Source organism: Methylocucumis oryzae, from assembly GCF_000963695.1.
Lineage (GTDB): Bacteria > Pseudomonadota > Gammaproteobacteria > Methylococcales > Methylomonadaceae > Methylovulum > Methylovulum oryzae.
In genome coordinates, this window is sequence record NZ_LAJX01000037.1 from 1 (window position 1) to 20,627 (window position 20,627).

Annotated in this window: 19 protein-coding genes and 3 pseudogenes; 8 read left to right on the plus strand and 14 right to left on the minus strand. The window is 43.8% G+C overall.

Annotation, left to right across the window (positions count from 1 at the left end):
• Positions 1–210: 210 nt before the first annotated feature.
• Together bamC and dapA are read right to left on the minus strand one after the other, a co-directional pair.
• Positions 211–990: an NlpB/DapX family lipoprotein gene (gene bamC / locus VZ94_RS04560; RefSeq protein ID WP_157844848.1), complete on the minus strand. Its 780-nt coding sequence runs from the start codon at positions 988–990 to the stop codon at positions 211–213.
• 10 nt (positions 991–1,000) lie between these two features.
• On the minus strand, positions 1,001–1,876 hold the full coding sequence (dapA, locus tag VZ94_RS04565) for a 4-hydroxy-tetrahydrodipicolinate synthase (protein WP_045778334.1): 876 nt from the start codon (positions 1,874–1,876) through the stop codon (positions 1,001–1,003).
• Between the two features lie 378 nt (positions 1,877–2,254).
• On the opposite strand from dapA, the gene VZ94_RS04570 reads away from it, so the two are divergent.
• The 3 genes and pseudogenes from VZ94_RS04570 to rimO all read left to right on the plus strand — a co-directional run bounded on the left by VZ94_RS04570 (position 2,255) and on the right by rimO (position 5,213).
• Positions 2,255–3,142, plus strand: a complete 888-nt coding sequence (locus tag VZ94_RS04570) for an alpha/beta hydrolase (protein ID WP_157844849.1) — start codon at positions 2,255–2,257, stop codon at positions 3,140–3,142.
• Between the two features lie 98 nt (positions 3,143–3,240).
• Positions 3,241–3,856: pseudogene (gene gmk / locus VZ94_RS04575) on the plus strand (guanylate kinase).
• 43 nt (positions 3,857–3,899) lie between these two features.
• A complete protein-coding gene (gene rimO, locus VZ94_RS04580; protein WP_045778335.1) occupies positions 3,900–5,213 on the plus strand; it encodes a 30S ribosomal protein S12 methylthiotransferase RimO in 1,314 nt (437 codons plus the stop codon).
• A 287-nt stretch (positions 5,214–5,500) separates the two neighbouring features.
• On the opposite strand, the gene VZ94_RS31615 is transcribed toward rimO, so the two are convergent.
• The 4 genes from VZ94_RS31615 to VZ94_RS30200 all read right to left on the minus strand — a co-directional run bounded on the left by VZ94_RS31615 (position 5,501) and on the right by VZ94_RS30200 (position 7,671).
• Positions 5,501–6,091: a hypothetical protein gene (locus VZ94_RS31615; protein WP_338040238.1), complete on the minus strand. Its 591-nt coding sequence runs from the start codon at positions 6,089–6,091 to the stop codon at positions 5,501–5,503.
• Complete coding sequence (locus tag VZ94_RS31620) at positions 6,084–6,206, minus strand: hypothetical protein (protein ID WP_338040239.1); 123 nt, start codon at positions 6,204–6,206, stop codon at positions 6,084–6,086. The genes VZ94_RS31615 and VZ94_RS31620 overlap by 8 nt, the downstream gene beginning before the upstream one ends.
• 10 nt (positions 6,207–6,216) lie before the next feature.
• Positions 6,217–7,371: a DCC1-like thiol-disulfide oxidoreductase family protein gene (locus VZ94_RS31625; RefSeq protein ID WP_338040240.1), complete on the minus strand. Its 1,155-nt coding sequence runs from the start codon at positions 7,369–7,371 to the stop codon at positions 6,217–6,219.
• A gap of 168 nt (positions 7,372–7,539) precedes the next feature.
• Positions 7,540–7,671 carry a hypothetical protein gene (locus VZ94_RS30200; protein WP_275575132.1) on the minus strand — a complete coding sequence of 44 codons (132 nt, stop codon included), beginning with the start codon at positions 7,669–7,671 and terminating at the stop codon, positions 7,540–7,542.
• 231 nt (positions 7,672–7,902) lie between these two features.
• On the opposite strand from VZ94_RS30200, the gene VZ94_RS04590 reads away from it, so the two are divergent.
• The 3 genes from VZ94_RS04590 to VZ94_RS31635 are packed head-to-tail and all read left to right on the plus strand — an operon-like array spanning position 7,903 to position 8,765.
• The gene (locus VZ94_RS04590; protein ID WP_045778336.1) at positions 7,903–8,292 is read left to right on the plus strand and encodes a hypothetical protein; all 390 of its coding nucleotides are present in this window, start codon (positions 7,903–7,905) and stop codon (positions 8,290–8,292) included.
• Between the two features lie 28 nt (positions 8,293–8,320).
• Positions 8,321–8,509, plus strand: coding sequence for a hypothetical protein (locus VZ94_RS31630; RefSeq protein ID WP_338040241.1), 189 nt, complete (start codon positions 8,321–8,323; stop codon positions 8,507–8,509).
• Positions 8,484–8,765, plus strand: coding sequence for a hypothetical protein (locus VZ94_RS31635; protein WP_338040242.1), 282 nt, complete (start codon positions 8,484–8,486; stop codon positions 8,763–8,765). The genes VZ94_RS31630 and VZ94_RS31635 overlap by 26 nt, the downstream gene beginning before the upstream one ends.
• Before the next feature lie 63 nt (positions 8,766–8,828).
• Here VZ94_RS31635 and VZ94_RS27990 read toward each other — a convergent pair whose 3' ends face one another.
• A complete protein-coding gene (locus VZ94_RS27990; RefSeq protein WP_239649634.1) occupies positions 8,829–8,888 on the minus strand; it encodes a hypothetical protein in 60 nt (19 codons plus the stop codon).
• Between the two features lie 37 nt (positions 8,889–8,925).
• Positions 8,926–9,018: a DUF2970 domain-containing protein gene (locus VZ94_RS27995; protein WP_239649633.1), complete on the minus strand. Its 93-nt coding sequence runs from the start codon at positions 9,016–9,018 to the stop codon at positions 8,926–8,928.
• Between the two features lie 85 nt (positions 9,019–9,103).
• On the opposite strand from VZ94_RS27995, the pseudogene metH reads away from it, so the two are divergent.
• Positions 9,104–12,781 (plus strand): annotated as a pseudogene (gene metH, locus VZ94_RS04605) (methionine synthase).
• Positions 12,782–13,112: 331 nt separating this feature from the next.
• The gene (locus VZ94_RS04610) at positions 13,113–13,811 is read left to right on the plus strand and encodes an outer membrane beta-barrel protein (protein WP_157844850.1); all 699 of its coding nucleotides are present in this window, start codon (positions 13,113–13,115) and stop codon (positions 13,809–13,811) included.
• A gap of 41 nt (positions 13,812–13,852) precedes the next feature.
• Here VZ94_RS04610 and VZ94_RS04615 read toward each other — a convergent pair whose 3' ends face one another.
• The 6 genes and pseudogenes from VZ94_RS04615 to VZ94_RS04630 all read right to left on the minus strand — a co-directional run.
• Positions 13,853–14,263, minus strand: coding sequence for a Tudor-knot domain-containing protein (locus VZ94_RS04615; protein WP_204369049.1), 411 nt, complete (start codon positions 14,261–14,263; stop codon positions 13,853–13,855).
• The gene (locus VZ94_RS26810) at positions 14,211–14,426 is read right to left on the minus strand and encodes a hypothetical protein (RefSeq protein WP_204369050.1); all 216 of its coding nucleotides are present in this window, start codon (positions 14,424–14,426) and stop codon (positions 14,211–14,213) included. Before VZ94_RS26810 ends, VZ94_RS04615 begins: the two co-directional genes overlap by 53 nt.
• 61 nt (positions 14,427–14,487) lie before the next feature.
• A complete protein-coding gene (locus VZ94_RS32665; protein ID WP_082081394.1) occupies positions 14,488–14,634 on the minus strand; it encodes a gamma-glutamylcyclotransferase in 147 nt (48 codons plus the stop codon).
• 101 nt (positions 14,635–14,735) lie between these two features.
• Positions 14,736–17,216, minus strand: a complete 2,481-nt coding sequence (locus VZ94_RS04620; protein WP_045778339.1) for a calcium-binding protein — start codon at positions 17,214–17,216, stop codon at positions 14,736–14,738.
• Positions 17,183–19,438, minus strand: coding sequence for a calcium-binding protein (locus tag VZ94_RS04625; protein WP_045778340.1), 2,256 nt, complete (start codon positions 19,436–19,438; stop codon positions 17,183–17,185). The genes VZ94_RS04620 and VZ94_RS04625 overlap by 34 nt, the downstream gene beginning before the upstream one ends.
• Positions 19,407–20,627, minus strand: a pseudogene (locus VZ94_RS04630) (calcium-binding protein); the annotation flags it as partial. The pseudogene VZ94_RS04630 and the gene VZ94_RS04625, both read right to left, overlap by 32 nt.

The following is a 20,627-nucleotide window of genomic DNA, read 5'->3' on the forward strand; positions in this document are numbered from 1 at the left end:
CGGCAACTGCTCCTGCGTTGCTAAGCCACATGGATGTGGTGAATGCAGAAAACGCAGGAGCGGTTTTCTGTCTACCTCCTGCATCCATGCAGTCGTAACCCAACCCATACCATTCTAATCTGTTAATTATTAACAATTATCTCTTAACTGTGTGCAATGATACCTGTCATCGCTTTTGCCGATTAAGGTACGCATATCGGCATCTATGGCTTATTTAACAAAATCAGAAACAATAGTTTTCTGTATGAGTTTTAATAAATTCTGCGCCGCATCGTCGTTTATCGGCTGCCGGTTGGCATCCAATAAGGTAATATCGGTTTGCGGTTGATTCGCCGTTGAACTGTCGATTAACTCGACGGTATATTCTTTTTCATTGCTTTGAAAGCCGCTAAAGATAAACAAGGCTTCATCTAACAACGAGCCGTCTTGTAGCTTTTTAGCGTCGGGGTCGAATTGTACGCGAAATAAGCGCGCTTGCCGGTTACGGTCTGTGACTTCTAACGACTTACGGCTTAGCGCTTTATCAATCGCGCGCCAGGCTTTGTCGAAATCCGTGCGTAGGCGTAATCGATGATTACCTGCACCATCGCCGATTAACTCAACAGCGATAGGCTCATGTTTAATCGGCGCATATTGCTTGTTGTCTGGTTCTGAGCTAGCCGCTGTCTCCGTTAAGTTTGCACTAGGTTCGCTAGGTGTAGCTATAGGTGTCTCTGGTGTCGGTTCTGTCGCAACGACGCTAGGGTTTTCTATAACCGGTGCTGTCGTAGGCTCAGGTTTTTCCGGTGCCGAGGTAGCGGTGCTAGGATTATCACTGACGGCAGCTGTGGCTAAAGAGGTTTGGCCTAAGTCGGGCGGTAGCTTTAGCGGTGCTATTTCGGTGGTATATTGATAGTCTTTTTCTTTATCGGGAAATAGGCTTTTTACATAACTGCACCCGCTTAGGCTGGTTGCAATTAGCACACAAACGATAATAAATGGTGTTTGCATTAGGCGCATGTTAAATCAAACCGGCTGTACGCATTGCTTCGGCTAGCGGTGCTTGGCACTCCGCGCTTAACCAAGTCAGCGGTAAACGAATGCCTTTAGGGATTAATCCCATTTCCGCTAAAGCCCATTTCACCGGAATAGGATTGGATTGTATGAATAAGATTTTGTGTAAACCCGCCAAGCTAGCATCGATAGCAGCCGCTAAGTCTGCCTCACCTCGCATCGCAGCCGTAATCATGTCATGAACTAATTTAGGCGCGACATTACCGGTTACTGTGATGGAGCCTTGCCCACCTAATAAGCAAAATTCCCGGCTACTCGCGTCATCCCCGGTATACAACGCAAAATCAGCAGGGGCGAGCGCACGTATTGCAGCGAAACGAGATAAGTCTCCCGTGGCTTCTTTAACGCCAATGATATGGTCTAATTGCGCTAAACGACCTATCGTTTCGGGCAGCATATCGCACGCTGTGCGGCCGGGTACGTTGTATAAAATTTGCGGAATATCAACAGCATCATGTATGGCTTTATGATGTAAATATAAACCTTCTTGCGTAGGTTTATTGTAATAAGGCGTGACGATTAAGCAGGCATCAGCACCGGCTTGTTTAGCTTTTTGCGTTAAGTTAATCGCTTCGCTAGTCGAATTAGCACCTGTTCCGGCGATAACCGGTATGCGTCCCGCAACGTAATCGACAATACTCTTAATAGCATCTATATGCTCTTCTTCGTTTAATGTCGCCGATTCACCCGTGGTGCCGACGGCGACCAAGGCATCGGTGCCTTGTGTGATATGAAACTCAACCAGGTTTTTCAAGCTGTTTTTGTCAACCGCACCGCTTTCATCCATCGGTGTGACTAACGCTACGATACTACCTTGAATCATGAAATCTCTCGAACTATGGCTTGGGTAAAGCTCGATATTATACCAAGCAAACAACGAAAAACTGAGTTTACTCAATAAAGAATTATTGCATTAGCCGTTTATCGCGATTCATTATATAGTGAAAAAAACCAACTTATTGATATTACGATGGCTTGTTTGGGTGTTCTCTGGGTGATTATGAGCGGTAACTCTTTTGATTTTTGGCTACACACTTTAGTAGGGACAGGGTATTCAGCGTTTAGGTGTTGGCAGCAGGGATGCTGCCGCCAAGCCTACAGGGATGTATTAACGGCGCCCTACACTCTGAATGCCCTGTCCGGTCTTAAGTTGGTAGCCGATTTTTGGGACGTTAAACTAAACGTTAAGACAGTAGCTACGATGCGATATAAATGTCATCAGGTGTTTTTGTTATTAGGCTTGTGTCTGTTATTAACCGGTTGCACAAGTTTACAGCTAGGCTATGTTAATTTAGCAGCGCGCTTTGCCGATTATCAACGCATTGCTGATTTAGTCTATGACGAGCACTCGCAACAGCACTTAGATATTTACTTAACATCGCAGCCTAAGCCAAACCGAGCACTCATTGTGTTTTTTTATGGCGGTTGCTGGGGCGCTTGCCAACCCTTGACCAAAGAATATTACCGCTTTCTAGCCGAGGCATTTACCAGCGCGGGTTATCCCGTTGTGATTAGCGATTATCGCCTTTATCCTAGCGTTAAATTCGCCGACATCATGCACGACGCAGCAGGCACAGTGAAATTTGCTGTCAATCACGCCGCGCAATATGGCTTAAATCCTCAAAATATTGTGCTCATGGGGCATTCGGCGGGAGCGCATATTGCTGCAATGCTAACGTTAAATCCAGCTTATTTAGGCCCAGATTATTATGCCAACATCAAAGGTTTCGTTGGCTTAGCGGGGCCTTATGATTTTTTACCGTTTACTGAGGCTTATCAAGCCGATTTATTCGGCCCAGCATCGAATTATGCGAACAGCCAACCGGTTAATTTTGTCCACACAGGACAACCGCCGCTATTATTACTCCATGGCCTTAAAGATAGTGTTGTTAAACTTAAAAATCTGGACAGTTTAAAACACCATGCATTAGCTATAAACGGCTGTGTCAGCTCTCATATTTACTCAGAACTTGACCATAAAACGCTAATAGGCGCTTTTGCGTTACCGTATCAAACCAGCGAACCGGTGTTAACCGATACGCTTCACTTTATAGAGGGATTATTCTCGCAAACACCCTGCCCTGCTTAAGCAACACGCTTTTGCCATGACTTGGATTCTGGTATCTTAGGGATTAAATCGAAACCTAAATTCGATAATCCCTTTCTCACTTCACTTTTAAAGACACTATGAGTCTTGGTCAATTATTTATTATTGCCGCGCCGTCCGGTGCCGGTAAAACCAGTTTAGTTAAGCAATTACTGCATGACGTTAAGCAACTTACCGTGTCAGTGTCGCATACGACGCGTGCGATGCGGCCGGGCGAACAACACGGTAAAGATTACTTCTTTATCTCCGTTGAAGAATTCCAAGAGCTGCTGGCACAAGGTGCTTTTTTAGAACATGCGCAAGTCTTCGACAATTATTACGGCACAACACAAACCGCTGTCGAACACCATTTATCACTAGGTTCGGATGTTATTCTTGAAATCGATTGGCAAGGCGCTCAGCAAATTAAACATTTTACTGCCTGAAAGCGTAACGATTTTTATTTTACCGCCCTCAATAGACGTATTAAGACAACGGTTACAAGGACGCGGACAAGATGACCACACCGTTATCGAGCGACGTATGCGCGATGCCGTGGCGGAAATGAGCCATTATGCCGAATTTGATTACTTAGTCGTTAACGATGACTTTTCACTAGCGCTGACCGAGTTAAAAAGTATTATCATCAGCCATAGACTTGCTTACTGCCGACAATCGTCTAAGTTGCAGGACTTACTTTCCTCCTTATTAGCTTAATTCTCTCTGCACATGACGTATCATGTGCTGCTTTGGTAACTTTATGACACACATTCCCTCAGTAGGCTTCATCAGCTTAGGCTGTCCAAAAGCCTTAGTCGATAGCGAAAAAATCTTAACTAAATTGCGCGAAGACGGTTATGCGATTTCGCCTAATTATCAACAAGCCGATTTAGTGGTGGTCAACACCTGTGGTTTTATCGATGCAGCGGTGCAAGAATCGCTAGATAGCATTGGTGAAGCTTTAGCAGAAAATGGCAAAGTTATTGTCACCGGTTGCTTAGGTGCGCGCGAGGCGGAAATTCGCGCACGCCACCCACAAGTACTTAAAGTCACTGGCGCTCATGCGTTTGATGAAGTCGTTGCCTCAGTACGCGAGCATTTGCCACCTAGACACGACCCATTTACCAGTTTATTGCCGCCACAAGACGTTAAGCTGACACCTAATCATTACGCTTATATCAAAATCTCAGAAGGCTGTAATCATAGTTGTACGTTTTGCATTATTCCGTCTATGCGCGGCAAACTCGTTAGTCGACCTATCGATGAAGTATTAAATGAAGCCGAACGTCTAGCTGCGGCTGGCGTGAAAGAATTATTGGTAGTATCGCAAGACACCAGCGCGTATGGCTTGGATTTGGCTTACCGCGCAACGACTTGGCAAGGACAAGCGCTTAATACACGTTTTTATGATTTAGCCAAAGCACTAGGCGATTTAGGTATTTGGGTGCGGATGCATTATGTCTACCCTTATCCGCATGTCGATGACATTATTCCGTTAATGGCAGACGGCAAAATCTTGCCGTATTTAGACATCCCGTTTCAACATGCTAATAGTCGAATTTTAAAATTAATGAAGCGACCAGCAGCCACTGAAAACACGCTAGCACGCATTAAAGCTTGGCGAGAACTCTGTCCAGATATAACCTTAAGAAGTACATTTATCGTCGGCTTTCCTGGCGAAACTGAGCAAGAATTTGAAGAGTTATTAGACTTTCTATCCGAAGCTGAATTGGATAGAGTCGGCTGTTTTACTTATTCACCGGTTAACGGCGCAGCGGCAAATGAGCTACCGAATCCGGTTCCTGAAGAAGTCAAACAAGAACGCTTACAACGGTTTATGGACTTACAATCTGAGATTAGCGCGCAACGCTTAGAACGCCGCATTGGCCGACAAGAAACCGTTTTAATTGATGAAGTCGTCGAAGAAGGTGCTGTTGCTAGAAGCAAAGCCGATGCCCCTGAAATTGACGGTTTAGTCTTTATCGATGGTGCCACGCATTTAAACGTTGGCGATTGGGTAGATGTTGTGGTTGAAGATGCCGATGAGCATGATGTTTGGGGGCGTTTAGTTTAAAGCCCCCTTAAAACAAAAAACCCAGCCAATGGCTGGGTTTTTTGTACTGCCTTGATTCTTATAGTTCGATTGAGCTAGTAACTCTTTGTTTTGAACCGTCTTGTGGGTCCATGCAACCTGTTAAGCCAACAACCATCAGTGCCATAGCTAAAATCGCAATTACTTTCTTCATAATATTATCCTCCAAAGGGGTTTCAGTTATTTTACTTATTGTGCGTCAATGAATGAAAGCACAACTAATTTATATCATGACTAAGAAAGCTATGCAATATTTAAACAAACAGGACTTACAACGAATTAATATTATTGGGTAAATCAAATGTAATCACGTTATGTGTCCAGCGCGCATGTCCTATTGTTGTCCAAGGTGCTGCAAAGTTTTTATGCAATTGGTCATACACCCAATCATTCGGCGCATCGATTTTCTTAAGCTTAATATGAAATTCGGTATTATTTAGATTTAACCCCAACTGATGACCGTAAAAAGCCGTGACTTTCATAATAAACTTTTGCAACCGTACCTGATTAATCGTTGGCGTTACGGCAATATTCGCCCACATCGAATGTACACGCCCCCAATTAGGCGCTAATAAGCGCCCTTGTTCATTAACAAAAGGCAGCCATTGCTCTTCACCATTCTGATTAGTATAGGTCAGCGCTAAAATTCGGTCATAACCGGAAAAATGGTCATGTAAATACAACGCATGAGGCGCAATACCTAAGAAAAGCTGCGAAATCTCAAGTAAGGAATTACTCGCATCGGTTAAATAGCTAGTGATAGGATTATGCCTAGTTTCAATATCGAAACGATAAATCAAGCCATAATGAATCGTGCTGTTTAACTGGAACAGCAACATGACAAAGAGTAATTTAGTCAATATGCGCGATGCCGCTTTTGGTTTTTTGCGCGATAAAATCGACAAAAAACATGTCGTAAAACGTCTTTTCTAACCCCTCTGGCTTTTCCAACATACAGCTTGTATTACATGGCACACGGCTTCGATTATCGGCTATTTGTCTGTAACGTTTTAACCGCATAGGTTTTTACGCCAGGCAAGCTTAGTAGCCCCCCTAACCAAGCCATGGTACGCATGTGCAAGCAAATCTGAATATAGGTATCTACGCCAGCAAATAAATGCCCTTGAGCATCTAAAGCATATAAATCCGTTAATAACATTTGCTCATCCAAGCTAGCTAAACGAGGATACCGCTGAGCATAGTCTTGCGCGTTCTTAAAGTCTATGCGCTTAAATATATCGAAGTGCTCGATGGTTAATACTGTCCGATTACATAAAGGGCAATCTCTGTCATAGAAAACCGTTAAGCTGGGGCTTTTCTCAACCATTCGTGCCGCTAAGCCTTGCCAGAATTCATACGGTATTAACAAGCTATAACAAATCAACATACCTAACCCAAACGGATAAATGTTGAACGATACGGTAATACCTAAATGTAAACCCGCACCTAACAGCAAATACACTAAACGTAGCTTTTTATGCGCAAATAAGAAAATAAAACTAAATTGAAACAATAAAATGGTATAGCCAATCGTTTTTTCTAACATTTCGTTGTTTAGCAAAAACGACATATCTAGCACCGACACATAATAAGGCTGGGTGCAGGGCAACCAAGCGCCTAAGCCGTGCCGCCAATGCTCGGCGAATAATTTATGGATAGCCGAATCAAAATATAAAAAACCCAAGCCAATAATCACCGGCACATAATAGGCAAGCACTGTAACCGCTTGCGGCTTATCAATACGCATGAAAGGCGTTTGCAATTTAGCACGCAAGCCATCAAGCGCGAATGCACGGTCACCCGGCATAAACAGCAAGAAAAACCCCATGCCCGTCATGAATAAGTCAAAACCACCGTCAAAATCGCGTTGCATAGGCGTAAAATTTACAAACACCAGCCATAGCAAATAATTGCAAACCGTCGCGAAACGATAACGATAGCCCACAACAAGAAAAATCGCGATAACCGCCCAAAAACCCAAAAAATAATTAATCGTCGGAAATTCGACGTCAATAAAAGGTATTGGGTCAAATATTAAGTGACTAAAATAATACAGAAAAATGATTTCTTGCAAGGTCACTAAACCATACAAGATTCGATAAACGCCAATACCGGTAGCAGGAGCAGATTGTGCTAACAAGCGCTGGACGTTGGATAAGAAGAATTTATACATTTCAAACCGGCAAATATATAAATTATAAAAGACTTAGAGTTTATATGGAAAAGCTTTCATACGGCCTAAAACGACAAAGGCCGCTAGATTTAAAAAATCTAGCGGCCTTAAGTTTTATTCCGATGCCCTTAGAGCTTATTTTTCGTCATCTGGGTGTGGTGCGAATACCCATTTAGCTAAGAAATAAACAGCAGCTATAACTACAACTGCACCGACCATGCCGGCTGGCTCTTTTAACATTGCAGTGAGATCTAAGATGAACCCCATGAGATGTCCTACCTGTAATTTTTGTGTTTTAGAAATCGCTATTTTTTATAGCATAGGGAAATTACATAATACTTTAGGGGAATCTAAAGTCAAGTTAAATGTTTGCTACACTAAAAATGCACACCCCCTTCTCTAATAAAAACCGGGCTAGCAAATTAAAAACTCGATAGCAATTCCACTATGGTTTAAACTGCTCACTTTAACGCGCAGTGAGTATGAGGGGAGGATAAAATGATAAAAAATTATATTACAATAATTCCGGCCGTTTTAATGATGTTAGCGGCATCTGCTCAAGCGGATGTTGCACTTAAAGATAGTAGCGAAATTGCCGGTAAATGGGCAGTCACTGCCGAAGCATCTAAAATTGACGGCGAAAAAAAAGCAGTTAAAGTTGAATGGGACTTTGCTACTAATGGCGTGTTGCACACTATCGCAACCGACTCGGTGGGCAGAACCAAAGAAATGAAGATTGACATAAAATATTCTGTCGAAAACGGTGAAATAAAAAAACAATCAAAACCGGGACAAGAAAAGTATGAATCCTGTAAAGTCATTGAAAAAAGTGACAAAAATATGATTCTAAAATGTCAATTTCTCTATTATTTTTTAACGAAACTTTAAACATTTCTTTCAAGGTGAGGATATAACAATGATTGGTGGTTTAGTAATGATTTATGTGGCAATCTGGATTTACCAGTCAGCCATAAAAGCAGGCGTTAGCAATATCTGGATGTGGGTTGGCATTTGCGCTGGCGCGTTTTTAGCGTCCCAATTCTTGCTGGTTGACTTAAAACGTTTATATTTTAGAGTCGATGAGAAGCGAAGAAGGCGGTGCTAACTACGAGCGTGATTTAACAAGTGTCGGCGACAGAAAAAATGAAGGTGGCTTCCAAAGTGGTGGCGGCGCGTTTTTATCAACTTTCTTTGAATTAATGCCACCTATAGCAGGCATTTTAATTGTTGCGGTTATCCGTTGCCATTTCATGTTAAAAGAAAAAATAGGCCTTAATACATTATTCTCAGGAATGGGCGATATTTTTGTGCAAACCTTCAAAAGTGCTACGTCATCAATGAAAGACGGCATCAAAAAATAATTCCGCTTCAGTGATAGGCAAAAAGCTCAAGTTTTACTTGAGCTTTTTTTTATGCCCTAAAAATCAACCTAAAACCAAATTTACAATAACGACGATAGTCATAATAAACCCTATCGTAAACATGACTCCCACTGCGATATAAACCCACGCTGACCCTTGGCTAAAATCTTTTATGCCGGTTATCGTCGCTTTGCACACCGACAAACGCCGCGACGACACTCTGAATAACTTGTACAATTGTTGGCTTTGCCATACCCTCTCCTATGTTTTTGCTAAAAATAGCATAGAATGAATGCCATTCGACGAAATATTAACTTAAGAGCATCTTGTTAGCACGCATGACCCGAGCAAATCTATTCAAACAACACCTCAGCCAACGCATTTTATTTCTCGACGGTGCAATGGGAACGATGATTCAAAGCTACCAACTTGAGGAGCGAGATTATCGTGGCGAACGTTTCGCTGACTGGCCCGTCGATTTAAAAGGCAATAACGATTTGCTCACGCTGACCCAGCCTGACATCATTAAAGCCATACACACAGCTTATTTTGACGCTGGCGTTGATATTATCGAAACCAACACGTTTAACTCCAATAGCATTGGCTTAGGCGATTATCAGATGCAAACGTTAGTATACGAGTTAAATCGAGAAGGCGCTAAACTCGCTAGACAAGTCGCTGATGAATTTAGCGATAAAACACCGGACAAACCGCGTTTTGTCGCTGGCGTACTAGGGCCAACCAACCGCACGGCATCTATGTCGCCTGATGTGAACGACCCAGGTTTTCGCAACATCAGTTTTGATGAATTAGTCGTAACTTACACGGAAGCCACGCGCGGTCTTATCGATGGCGGGGCTGATATTATTTTGATAGAAACCATTTTCGACACGCTTAACGCCAAAGCCGCTGCGTTTGCGGTCGAAGAAGTGTTTGACAGTCTAGGTTTTACGTTGCCCATCATGATTTCGGGTACGATTACTGATGCGTCGGGTAGAACCTTATCAGGACAAACCGTCGGCGCCTTCTGGCATTCATTAAAACACGTTCAACCCATTTCATTTGGTTTTAACTGTGCATTAGGTGCTAAAGAACTGCGCCAATATATTGAAGAGCTATCGGCTATTGCTGACACACATGTGTCAGCTCACCCTAATGCGGGCTTACCTAACGCCTTCGGCGGCTATGACGAGTCTCCTGAAGCGATGGCTAGCGAAATCCAAGAATGGGTCAGCAGTGGTTTTATCAACATTATCGGCGGTTGTTGCGGCACGTCACCCGCACACATCAAAGCCATTATTGACGCCGTACAAGAACAACCACCACGCATCATTCCGACTCTGCCTAAACAATGCAAACTATCTGGCTTAGAAGCCATGACGATTGCCGAAGACAGCCTATTTGTTAACGTAGGTGAGCGCACGAATATTACCGGCTCGGCAGTTTTTAAACGCATGATTGTTGAAGGCGACTATGAAAGCGCCTTAGCGGTAGCGAGACAACAAGTTGAAAACGGTGCGCAAATCATAGACATCAACATGGATGAAGGCATGTTGGATTCTAAAGCCGCAATGGTGCGATTTTTATCACTGATTGCCGCTGAAACCGATATTGCCAGAGTCCCCATTATGTTGGACTCGTCTAAATGGGACATTTTAGAAGCTGGACTTAAATGCTTACAAGGCAAAGGCATTGTTAATTCAATTTCGTTAAAAGAAGGCGAAGACAGCTTTATCCGCCAAGCTAAGCTCGTAAAGCGCTATGGTGCTGCCGTCATAGTCATGGCGTTTGATGAAGTCGGCCAAGCTGATACACAGGCGCGTAAAATCGAAATTTGCCAACGCGCCTATAAGATTCTTACCGAACACGTTGGCTTTCCGGCTGAAGATATTATTTTTGACCCTAACATTTTTGCCGTTGCAACCGGCATTGACGAGCATAATAACTACGGCGTCGATTTTATTGAAGCGACTCGTATCATTAAACAAAGCCTGCCTCATGCGTTAATCTCCGGCGGCGTATCCAACGTCTCATTTTCGTTTCGTGGCAATAACCCCGTACGCGAAGCTATTCATGCGGTATTTTTATACCATGCCATTAAAGCCGGCATGTCTATGGGTATCGTCAACGCTGGGCAATTAGCTATTTACGAAGATATTCCAGCAGAATTACGTGATGCAGTAGAAGATGTCATTTTAAATCGTCATAACGAAGCAACAGAAAACCTGCTTGCAATTGCGGAAAAATATCGCGACCAACAAAACCGCGAAACTAAAACCGAAGATCTCGCTTGGCGCAGTTGGCCGGTCACTAAGCGTTTGGAACATGCGTTAGTCAAAGGTATTACTGACTTCATCGATCAAGACACCGAAGCGGCACGCCTTGAGGCCGAGCGTCCATTACACGTGATAGAAGGCCCATTAATGGCCGGCATGAATGTCGTCGGCGATTTATTTGGCGCTGGCAAAAATGTTTTTACCACAAGTTGTTAAATCAGCCGCGTGATGAAAAAGGCCGTGGCGTATTTAATGCCGTTTATGGAAGCCGATAAAACCGCAGGCGACCGACAAACTAATGGCAAAATCTTGATGGCTACGGTTAAAGGCGATGTACACGATATAGGCAAAAACATCGTTTCGGTGGTTTTACAATGCAATAATTACGACGTTATCGATTTAGGCGTGATGGTACCGGCAGAAAAAATTCTGCAAACTGCCAAAGCAGAGCACGTCGATATTATTGGTTTAAGTGGACTTATTACCCCATCGCTGGACGAAATGGTGCATATCGCAAAAGAAATGCAACGCCAAGGCTTTACCATTCCATTAATGATAGGTGGCGCGACGACCTCACGCGCGCATACTGCTGTCAAAATCGAGCCCAATTATAGTAGCGGTGCCACTGTTTATGTCACTGACGCCTCGCGCGCGGTTGGCGTTGCTTCTAACTTGCTTAGCGCGGATGCCAAGCCAACTTATTTAGCAAACTTACGCACCGAATACGCCGAAGTCAGAGAACGGCATTTAGGCAAAGAACAAAAAGCTCAACAACACCCTATCGCCAACGCACGTGCTAATCGCTTTATTGGACAAACCCATGCACCGATAAAACCTACCTTTTTAGGGATTAAAACAATTACCGATGTCAACCTTAACACCTTAGCCGAATTTATCGATTGGTCACCATTCTTCCAAACTTGGGAACTGTCAGGTAGCTATCCAAAAATATTTGCTGACCCTGTTATAGGCGATGAAGCCAAGCGCGTATTTAACGATGCACAAGCTATGCTGGCACACATTATTGCCGAAAACTGGCTAGGTGCGCGCGCCGTCGTTGGCTTTTTTGCCGCTAATAGCGACGGCGACGATGTGGTTTTATATAGCGATGATGAGCGCTTAACCGTCATCGAGACGTTACACCATTTGCGTCAACAAACCGTCAAAGCGCCAGGGCGACCAAACTATTGTTTAGCCGACTTTATTGCCCCTATTAACAGCGGTATAAACGATTATCTCGGGGCGTTTGCGGTCACAACGGGCATAGGTATAGAACGCAAGTTGGCCGAGTTTGAACAGCAACACGACGACTACAGCTCAATCATGCTCAAAGCCCTAGCCGACCGCCTAGCAGAAGCCTTTGCCGAATATATGCATTTGTTGGTAAGAAAAGACTATTGGGGCTATGCGGAAAGCGAAGCTCTTGATAATGAACAACTGATTAAAGAAGCCTATAAAGGCATACGCCCTGCGCCCGGCTATCCGGCATGCCCTGACCATACCGAAAAAGCTAAATTATTTGCGTTACTTAACGTAACAGAAAATACCAGTATTAGCTTAACCGAAAGCTATGCCATGTACCCTGCCTCAGCCGTAAGCGGTTGGTATTTTGCCCATCCAGAAGCGCAATATTTTAATGTTGGCAAAATCGAGCACGACCAATTACAAGATTATGCCAAACGTAAAGGCATTGCCGAAGAAGTCGCAGCACGCTGGCTATCAGCGCATTTACATCATTGAAAGAAGAGTATTTTTAAACGCCGGGCTGACTATTTATAATAATAAGGCCAACCAAAATTCTACGCACTGGATGCTATTTTATTAGTTGAATTCTGACGGTTAAATTTTTTATTGTTGTGCAGGTTTTGTATAATGACGAAAACCACTTGGTTTTATAAGGTTTTGACCTATATTTTTAATGCTCGGTGTCAATAATATCTATCGATACTGATTTTTTTACTATCACTACACATAAAAAAAACCAATGAAAATAAATTTGCACCAAACATCCAAAATCAGGGAAAAACTAAGTCGTTTCATAGCTCCCGCTGTTTTAGTATCGGGGTTATTATTGACATCTAACACTAATGCAGAAATTAACCTAGCTATTTACGGCGGGAAATCTTTTATTGATAACAGTGACTTAAATTTAACGCAAGGTAACACTAACTTAAATTATTCCAATGTCAGTTGGGAAGACAATTCTTTCGATGAGCCTGCATTTTATGGTGCACGCATTGGCTACTGGTTTAATAGTATGCCTAACTGGGGTGTTTCGGTCGATTTCGCTCATTTAAAAAATTACCTCGTTGACTCAGAAACCGTAGCGGTTAACGGAGTACAAAACGGCGTGCCTATTAACGCTAATGTGCCTATTAATAGCACCGACTTGAAAGAGTTTAATATGTCACATGGTGTTAACACATTAACCTTTAATGGCCATTACCGCTGGTTTCCGGCCGGACAACGAGATGAAACCTTTTTAGGACGTATGCAACTTTATACTGGCTTAGGTATAGGCTTTGCCATTCCGCATGTTGAAGCGTTAGTCAACAGCGAAAAAACCTATGAATACCAAGCTGGGGCGGGTCCTGCTTTTAACGGTATGTTGGGCATTAACTACGATCTTTACAAGTTTATTTCTGGCTTTGCCGAATATAAGCTGACGTATGTCGATGTTGAAGATGATTTAATCGGCGGAGGTACGATTAGCACTGATACGGTAAACCACCAATTAATTTTCGGCTTAGCCGTACATTTTGATATGTAGGCATTATGCTCCGGTTATTAAGCAATAACCGGAGCATACAGCTAGCGATAACGTATTCTTGCCGCCTCTACCCACTCATCCCAACTACTATCATAGTTGTCATAATGAATTTTGACTTTATTCTTGCCCAACTGGATAACCGTCGAGGCATACCACTTCCCCTTCCATAACACCATCACCGCATCACCTAAACGATAAGGCAAGTTTGAATGCGCTTGCTTGCCGGGGTTATAGCTTGGGTTTTGCTGGTTATACGCCACCGTAGCGTTATACGCTTGTTGGTCAGCCGTCACATCCCACATTTGTTTGGCATCACTCCACGTTAATCGATATACCCCGCCACCGCCTAACGTATACTCGTTATATCCCCGCGCTGGTGTGCCAATTCTAATCTTAGCGCTAGTTAAGCCTGAGTTGATAGTGAACTTTTTTGTTTTGATGCGCGCTAACACTTTGATTACGCCATGTGCCACGCGCAGGATCCATAGTATCAAAATAAAGCGTGGTCGCCGTGTCATTATAAATCGAGTAAGCAGGCGACTCTGCGTGAGCCAGCTTTAACGAAGCAAACACCAAAACAGCAAACAGCACTATGAATTGTCTGATAGTGTGCATAACAATATCCTATAAATAATGAGATTAAAGTAATGAGTTTTTTTATACGTGTTATCAAGCCTTAAGTATCTGCCAAGTAATCACCACTAATAATCCGTTTAAGACCCGATACGTCACGATTATAGACATAAACCCACGCGTTGACAGTTTTTCCTGTTGTTAATTGAACAGGTAAGCATTTACGGACATACTCATGCGGCAATGACAATTTTGAGTAAACCTAATCTTCCTTACTCCGCACAGCCAAAAATTAAGACAATCGGCTATTTACACCTCAAAAGTTGAATGAGACTGCGCGAAGTAATCTTGTTAAACCAAAATCAAATCTGAACTCGTTAATGACATCACACCTAGTAGCTCAATTTGTAGCTCGGGTATGTTGTCACCATTTCGATCTAACACTAGCAAATGGCTTGAACTATTAAAACTTACTTGGCCACTGACTGAGTTAAAATTGGTAACAAACGTCCAGCGCTGTATACCCGTCAGCGTTGGATTGGCATCTAACGACTTAAGGTCAATTTTGTCACCGTCAAGGCTAGAAAAATCTTGGATAATATCACGCGAGCTAGCGCTTACCCCAGTATCTAAAGAACCGGTATAGGTAAATCGGTCTGCACCTAAACCGCCCAATAATGTGTCACTACCTTCTTTACCTACCAGAATATTAGCGGCGGCATTACCCATTATCATATTCTTACCTTCGTTACCAACGGCCTTAACAGCAGCAGCCCCCGTTAACACTAAATTTTCCACATTAAGACTTAATGTATAAGTCGCAGCAGATTCAACGGTATCGATACCCTCACCAACCTGTTCAATTACAGCATCCCCTGAGGTTACGACATAGTTATCATTGCCCAGGCCGCCAGCCATAGAATCGACACCCGCCCTGCCATCTAGCCTATCGTCACCGTCTCCTCCGGTTAAACTATTAGCATTACCGTTGCCCGTTATGACATTGTTTAAAGCATTGCCATTGCCATTGATCGCGATACTACCTGTTAGCGTTAAATTTTCGATATTATCCGCTAAGCTCCAATCAGCATTGCTTTGCACCGTATCTATGCCTGAGTTAGGCTCTTCAACAACGCTATCACCCGTGCTGACGAGGTAAGTATCATCGCCTAAACCACCTAATAATTGATTAGCCGCACTGTTACCTTTGATTATATTGTTTAAATCATTACCTATCCCGCTAACAGCCGCGCCACCGAATAACGTCAAGTTTTCGATATTAGCGCTTAACGACCATGCGCTATTACTTCTAACCGTATCGCTGCCTGCTCCGAACGCTTCATCTGTCGTATCGCCCGTGTTAACCACATAAGTATCATCACCTAATCCACCTGCTAATCTATTAGCAGCTACGTTACCCGTTAAGGTATTATTCAACGTATTTCCCGTGCCATTAATAGCTTCATCTCCTAACAATACAAGTGCTTCGATATTCGCAGCCAATGTCCACGTCACTGTACTACGAATCATATCAAAACCTGATTCAGCAGCTTCAATCACAGTATCTAAGGCATCGACAACGTAAGTATCGTCCCCTAAACCGCCCGCTAACATGTTAGCAGCGATATTACCGGTTAATAGGTTATTAAGCTGATTACCCGTACCGTCTGTGCCAGTCGTCCCTACCAGCGTTAAGTTTTCAATATTTTCGCTAAGCTCATAGCTGACCCAAGCCTGCACCTCATCAAGCCCCTCAGTAAGCAGCTCGATAATGTTATCGCTTTGGCTAGTGACGCTATACACATCGTCGCCTGCCCCACCAACCAGTTGATTGCTGCCTGCACCTCCGCTGATAAAATCGTTACCTTCCTCGCCGTAAACAACGTCATCGCCATCGCCGCCATACAACGTATCGTTGCCTGCGAACCCATGCACAGTATCATTGCCTGCCATCATATCGATTTTATCGTCAGCGCTGCTACCGTTGAAATCGTCGTCGCTAGTGCCAACAGCTAAGGCCTTAGCGGTTAGCTCCGCATAACTTAAACTGATGTCAGTGAATTGAACAATGTCAATCATCGTATAACATTTAATCCAATTGTCCGTGCCAAATTGGCTCAGCACAAGATATTCGCCTGGATAACGGCTAACTTGAATATCTGACGCGTTAATAAGACCGGTGAAACGAATCGTATCGGTGGTACTGGCTTGCTTTTCATCACTAACAATGTCTTGACCAAAATCGTCGCTGAATAGATAAGTATCCGAGCCACCACCACCTTGCAGCCAATCGTTGCCAAAACCGCCGTCTAACGTATCATCACCTGAAAAAATGCCGTAATCTTCAACCAGCGTGTCGTCGCCATTGCCTCCTTGTAAGAGATCACTGCCGGAATTGCCTATGATATGGTCGTCGCCGGCTAACGCATTAATAACGTCATCATCAACTGTACCAAACAACCAATCGTTATAAACGCTAGGTAAATTCGCTTGTGCTTTAAGTGTTGCGATATCCCATTCCGTGCCGTCGGCAAAACGTAGGGTGCTAATGCCAATATTCTCGAAGTCCCATAGCCCAATGGTATCGTCATACATGCGATTGCTAAGTAACAACGTACCGTAATAATCGGTATAGCTTACCCGAATATCTTCGGCAGCAATGCCATCGCCAAACTGCAAAGTAGACGGAGAATCCGAAAAATGCACCCAGCTTGATATTTGATCATGACCCCAGCCTTGATTAAACACAACAGTATCATTACTTAGACCATAAAAAGCATCGTCACCCGCTCCACCGATTAAGACATCGCGGCTGCTGCCATCATCCCCCAACCGCCGTACAGCACATCATCACCATTACCACCGCTAAGGGTGTCATTGCCGAATCCACCGTATAACAAATCGTTGCCGTTAAGACCATAAAGCTCATCATCACCATCTGAACCAACCAAAACATCATCATCGCTGCTACCCGTGTTGGTCAATGCAATAATAGCGTTGGCATCTAATACCGAGCCATCGGCAAAACGAATAACGGGGAAATCCGTTGAAAAACTACCTGTTTGCAACGTGATCTGATCGGTGCAGTTTAGCAAACCGATGACAAGCCCATCAACAGTACGCCTAGCTTGAAGATCATTGGCATTAATGCCGACACCAAATTGCAAGGTATCGCCGCCATCAGCGTAGTAAATAACATCATTACCGAAACCCGGTTCGAATAAATAAAGTTCGTTGCCTTCACCGCTTTCGAAGGTATCATCGCCTGCACCGCCGTCAAGCGTGTCACCCTGACCACCGTATAATCGATCATTGCCATCACCTCCTTTAAGCCTATCGCCACCTGTACCGCCTGCTAACACATCATTGCCGTTACCGCCGAAAATGACATCTCGGCCATCGCCGCCATCAATAACATCATCGCCATTACCGCCGATTAACGTATCATTGCCTGCCAACCCATAAATCCCATCATTGCCGTTTAATCCGTCAATAATGTCAGCCGTATCATAACCGTAGAGCCTATCATCGCCATCCGTGCCTGATATTAAGGTTTTTAGCGTCTCAAAATCCCACGTTGTGCCGTCAGCAAAACGAATGTTCTCGATAGTGTTTGTTGGATAGAAATAATTAGCCACGGTTAATGTGTCGCTACTATTTTCTAGCCTTAACACTAAATTAAAATTGTCTCGGCTAACTAAAATATTATCGGGCAACACCCCGGCGCCAAATTCAATCACATCGATAGGGCTGCTATCTGGGTCATAGTCGCTAACTACATCGTGCCCCCAGCCTGTTTCAAATAGATACCTGTCTGCGTCCGCGCCACCATTCAACGTATCGTTGCCTATACCGCCGCTTAACACATCAGAACCGGCATCGCCGATTAACACATCATTGCCCAACTGACCCGATAGCGTATCAGCACGGATGCTGCCCGATAACCTATCGTCACCCGCGCCACCATATAATCTGCCACCTTCGTCACTTAAAGTCAGATCTAACGGCGTAAACAAGCTTGTACCAAAGAGTGTTTCTAAATCGAGTTGTTGTCCATCGCTCAACTGTAGCAGCGCTGACATACCAAAAAACGCATCATGTAATGTAAGCACACTGTTATCAGTTAACGATAAAACCAAGTCGGCATTGTTTGCGGATAGAGCATTAACAGCTAAGGCGGTTAATTCGATAATGTTATGGCCTTCAATATCATAAATAGTATCGTTGCCGGTCGTGTTTTGGTAAACGTCATTACCTTCACCACCGTCTAAATAATCGGCATCAGCACCGCCATCTAACGTATCATTACCCGCGTTACCCCAAAGCGCATCAGCCCCGTCATAACCAGCTAACACGTTGACGGCGTTATTACCGGTTATGGCATTGTTTAAACTATTACCTTGACCGTTAATACCTTCTGCACCGTTAAGAATTAAATTCTCAACGTGTTCAGGTAGGACATAATTGACCAACGCTTGTACCGTATCCAAGCCTCCACTCTCTGTTTCATGAATGACATCGTCCGAATTATCGACCACAAACGTATCATCGCCGGTGTCGCCAAACATATCTTCGCCTAAGCGCCAAACACTACCGTTATTGAAATCGATACGTTCAATACCGCTAAATAGGAACGAGAGGCTGCCATTTATCGTTAACTGGTGCTCGTTGATAAGTTTTTGTGACGTTACGCCTTTACCAAAACGTAGTGTATCCTCACCGGTACTCCCGCTATCGGTGATTGAATCTTGCCCTTCCTCAATCTCAACGAGATAATGATCAGAGCCCTCGCCACCGTCCAAGGTGTCATTGCCTTTGCCGCCGCGTAGCGTATCGTCGCCGAGACCACCGAGTATTGCATCGCCACCATCTTCACCATAAATATCGTCGTTATCGTTACCGCCATCTAAATTATCATTACCTTCACCCCCTAACATCAAGTCATCGCCATCGCCACCAAAAACCGTATCAATGCCGCGCTCGCCATCAATGGCATCGTTATCGGCACCGCCGTTTATTAGGTCATTGCCAAACGCCGCCTTCAATGAAATCATTGCCTTCGCCGCCGAATAACGTATGAGAAGACGTGTCGTGGTTATCTTCTGCACTCCAATAAACCATCATTAAATGAAACGTGTAATTACCATCAAGACTGTATGTGTGCAGATTAGCGGTGAAGGTTGGCGTCGAAAACTCGAAGGTAGGAAATAAATACAGTGCCCCACTGGTATCTTCACAGAACAAAACATCGTTTTGCCAAAACGATGTTTTTAGCTCAGGGAAAAACCCTCCTGCGAATGGTATGGTTGCTTTTTGCTCGCGTGACGCATTGGCATAAAAACTGATTAATTCGGCCTCTGATATGTCTTGTAAAATATAATCGAATATATCGTGTTGCCCCAATAGATACGCTGTATTTTCACCCGCGAAAGTAACACCTGGTACATAATGCCGCGTTATAGTAATAATATCGTCACCCGCACCGCCATCTGTGTAAGTACCATTATCTGGGGCTATAATCGCACTAGGATCGTGAAAGAGTTTATCGTTAGGGTCATATAGCTGAATAAAATCATTACCATCACCACCATAGTATGAGTCCTTACCGCCATTATAACTCACCATAAAATCATTACCTTCGCCGCCGAATCCGCAGTCATTGCCTATATCGAATCCCATATAATCATTCCCGCCCAATCCATAATAATATGCTGTAAAGTCAGGAAGCGCATGATATCTATATCCTTCAGTATACCAAATGCTAACTGGATATTTTGGTATACCATTTACGCCTTCACCCACTGCAGTCGAATAGCTGCTCGCAGATTCCCGCTCATCCTCGCTATATAAAAACTCCGACTCCTCCGTCGCATAATAACTTATAGATTTAGGTAGCTCGGTATTAGGTAAGTCAATACCAAGATCACCTTTGGTAAAACCTTGAATTTGTATATTCTCATTGATAAATAACGTGTCACCCGATAACGTATAAGTCGTTAAGTGGTCGGCACTCACCCAGGTATTTTCAGCAATTTTTAATCCGCCATCCAACTGCTCGCCCTTGTACAAAATACTGCCTTGACCATCGATGTCGAGTAACGTATCGACACCATCAGCCTCATTGATAATGTAAGTATCATCGCCTAAACCGCCTTCCAGATAATCATTACCGTCGTTGCCGGTGAGGGTGTCATTACTCTCGCCGCCATAAAGATGGTCAATAAGTGCTCCGCCTTCAATCGC